3 protein-coding genes are annotated in these 3289 nt (G+C 32.8%); 2 read left to right on the top strand and 1 reads right to left on the bottom strand.

What is annotated here, in order from left to right; translation table 11 throughout:
• Positions 1 to 385 precede the first annotated feature (385 nt).
• A complete protein-coding gene (locus V7056_RS20560; protein ID WP_499704246.1) occupies positions 386 to 1741 on the top strand; it encodes an amino acid permease in 1356 nt (451 codons plus the stop codon).
• Between the two features lie 13 nt (positions 1742 to 1754).
• The gene (locus V7056_RS20555) at positions 1755 to 2768 is read left to right on the top strand and encodes an SIS domain-containing protein (RefSeq protein WP_499704245.1); all 1014 of its coding nucleotides are present in this window, start codon (positions 1755 to 1757) and stop codon (positions 2766 to 2768) included.
• 205 nt (positions 2769 to 2973) lie between these two features.
• Here V7056_RS20555 and V7056_RS20550 read toward each other — a convergent pair whose 3' ends face one another.
• Positions 2974 to 3141 carry a hypothetical protein gene (locus V7056_RS20550; RefSeq protein WP_499704244.1) on the bottom strand — a complete coding sequence of 56 codons (168 nt, stop codon included), beginning with the start codon at positions 3139 to 3141 and terminating at the stop codon, positions 2974 to 2976.
• Between the last annotated feature and the right edge of the window lie 148 nt (positions 3142 to 3289).

Here is a 3289-nt window from a genome sequence, read left to right as displayed (position 1 = left end):
AAAACCTTGTTAATTCAATTTGAATTAACAAGGTTTTTTGTTTTTCATTGAAAAGAGTATGAACTCACTCTTAGTTATTTTAGATAATTTTATAGAATGCTAGTGGGTATGAAATATTTTAAATATTCTAATTGTATTTATTGTTATAATTTATTATAATACAAGACATAACAAATAATATTTTAATGAAAGGAATGTGAAATGATGGATTAAATATTAAAGAATTAAATTTGCCTTTTAGAAAAAGCTTGGCCAAGAAATAAAATATTTTGCAAAACATCGAAACAATTCTTCAAACCATACAATACGGCAACCAATTTTTAAATGATTTTTTAGATTTATACGAGATTACAAATCTTATAATTTAAATTGGGAGGAACTCAATATGAGTAAAGTCACGCTCACACGAAAGCTAGGTTTTTGGTCTGCTTTAGCTATTGCTGTTGGAACAACTGTAGGTTCAGGTATTTTTGTCTCGTCTGGAGATGTTGCAAAAGCTTCTGGGACACCTTCAATCGCTATTTTAGCTTGGATCATCGGTGGAGTAATTGCAATTCCTCAAGTAATGGTATTAGCTGAATTATCGACAGCTTATCCTGAAAACGGAAGCGGTTACGTGTATTTGAATAAAGCGGGATGGAGACCGCTAGCATTTCTATATGGTTGGGCAGCATTTTGGGCACTTGACCCACCTTCAATTGCCATTATGGCTTTAGCAATTGTTTCATATGTTTCTACATTTTTTCCATTTTTTTCTGGAATGGCAGGTAAATTATTAGGAATAGCTATTATTCTCATCATTACTTCTATTCATTATCGAAGTGTAAAGGTAGCAGGTATTTTTCAAGTAATCATCACTGCGATTAAAATCATTCCATTTTTAATTGTTATTTTTTTAGGATTTATGTACATGAATACTGGGAACTATTTTTATACGCCAACAACTGGAGAAGTGAAAACAAGTTTAATCGGTGGCGTGTCTGCGACTACTTGGGCTTACACAGGGATGGCGGCCATATGTTTTATGGCTGGAGAATTCAAAAATCCAGGTAAAGTACTACCTCGGGCTTTAATCAGTTCGGTGTTCATTGTCATGATTTTGTATACACTTCTTGCTGTTTGTATTATTGGCCTTATGCCATTTGAAAAATTAATGAGCACTAATGCAGCTGTCTCAGAGGCAATTAAGTATATCCCTGGTTTATCGGATATTGCATCGTCATTTGTAGCTGTAACAGCCATAATTGTTATTTTAGGCTCATTAAGCTCCTGCATTATGTTTCAACCTAGATTGGAATATGCAATGGCAAAGGACGGGCTATTCTTTAAACGTTTTGCTAAAGTTCATCCAAAATATGAAACGCCAAGTTTTTCAATAATCGTTCAAGTAATATATGCTTGCATACTTGTGTGTTCTACTAATTTAACTACATTACTAGGATATTTTACTCTTACGCAATTAATGATTAATATTATGGATTTTGTGGCGGTATACAAATGCCGTAAAAGAGAAGATTATAAGCCAATTTATCGTATGCCGGTTTGGAGAGTTACAACAATATTGGCTATTCTTGGCGCATCATGGCTTGCTTGGGGAACTTTTACTTGGGCACCTATACAAGGGATGATCGCAGCATTTATCGTCATCGCAACAGGTCTACCAGTCTACTTTTACTGGGAAAAAAAGTATGGTGGGAATATTAAAAATCATAAAGACAATCCAATTAACGAGTCAATTTAAGGAGGAAAAGTTTATGTTAAAATTTAATGAAGAGTTATTTCTAAAACTTGTAGAAAAAGAAGGTCTAGCATTCCAAAGCCAAATAGAAGGAATTGTAGATCAGATTAGTCATAATGGATACAGTAATATATTCTTGATTGGTGCTGGTGGAACAATCGCTATGATGTATCCTTATGAATACATATTAAAATCGCAATCTACTATTCAAGTTCGTGCAGAAATTGCTGCTGAATTCATCGTGATGAACCATAAACATTTAAGTGAAGATTCTGTTTGTATTTTTACATCAGTATCAGGAACAACTGAAGATACGATTGCGGCTGTTGAGTATTGTCGTCAAAAGGGTGCTACTACGATTGCTTTAGTAGCAGAGCCAAATACTCCATTAACACAAATGGTAGACCATTGCATCACAACTGGATCAGAAAAACATTCTTTTGATACATTCTTCATGCTTCTTTATATGTTTGTTTTCCGCTTTATGTATAACAATGATGAGTTCCCTCAATACGAACAATTTACGAAAGAAGTAGCTTTGCTGCCTCAAGCGATTCTAAACGCGGTTAAGTCATTTGATCAAAAAGCAGAGGACTTCGCGATTAAACATAAAGACACAGAATATCATATGATGGTTGGTTCAGGAAACTTATGGGGTAACACATATTCATATGCGATGTGTATATTAGAAGAAATGCAATGGATCCATGCAAAGTCAATTCATGCCGCTGAGTTTTTCCATGGTACGCTTGAACTAGTTGTGGAAGATACAAGTGTAATTATATTAAAAGGTGAAGATGAAACAAGGCCGTTAGTAGATCGAGTAGAGAGATTTGCTGAAAAAATCACAAAAAATCTAACGATTATTGATACAAAAGACTTTACAGTTAAAGGAATTAGTGAAGAATTTAGAAAACATTTTGCCGTGAGTATCAATTGGGCGGTCTTAAGCCGAATAAGTGTTTATCTTGAGCGCGAAAGAAATCACCCATTAGAACTTAGAAGATATTATCGTAAAGTTGAGTATTAATAGATAATAAAAAATACAAATACGTAAAATTAAAAAGTTTCACCTATATTAAATAGTAATCATGCGAAATAGACTATACCAATTCGGGTATGGTCTATTTGTTTTATATTGGGTAAGTACCACAAGAAATTAAACTATTAGAGTTTTTAAAAGTGGATCAAAAAAGAACTGTACTAGGAGACAGTTCTTTCAAAAAGGTATTATTTCACTTTTTTAGAGGTGATATTACATTGTTATAAAAATATCTTTCCCATTTCGCTAACAAACTGTTCCCATTTTCACCTCGTTGTATTTCATTTTCGTGTTTTTTATGAAAATCGGCTACTCGTTTATTATGTTCTTTATGCCAATAATGGAGAGATGTTTGTTTCATTTTTATTCCTCCTTCTAGCTTTATCATAATGATTATACCTGTAAAATTGTTAATTACAAAGCTATTTTAGCCAACAAGTATTGACATAGAGGAGGCAAATATTTTTATTAAGTATAATTTTTCTTATTCTATTTTTAAAAGATATAAT

It is taken from the genome of Bacillus sp. JJ664 (genome assembly GCF_036962205.1).
Classification (GTDB): Bacteria; Bacillota; Bacilli; order Bacillales; family Bacillaceae_G; genus Gottfriedia.
Note: the sequence above shows the minus strand (reverse complement) of the source record. Positions and strands in the feature narration are given on the sequence as shown.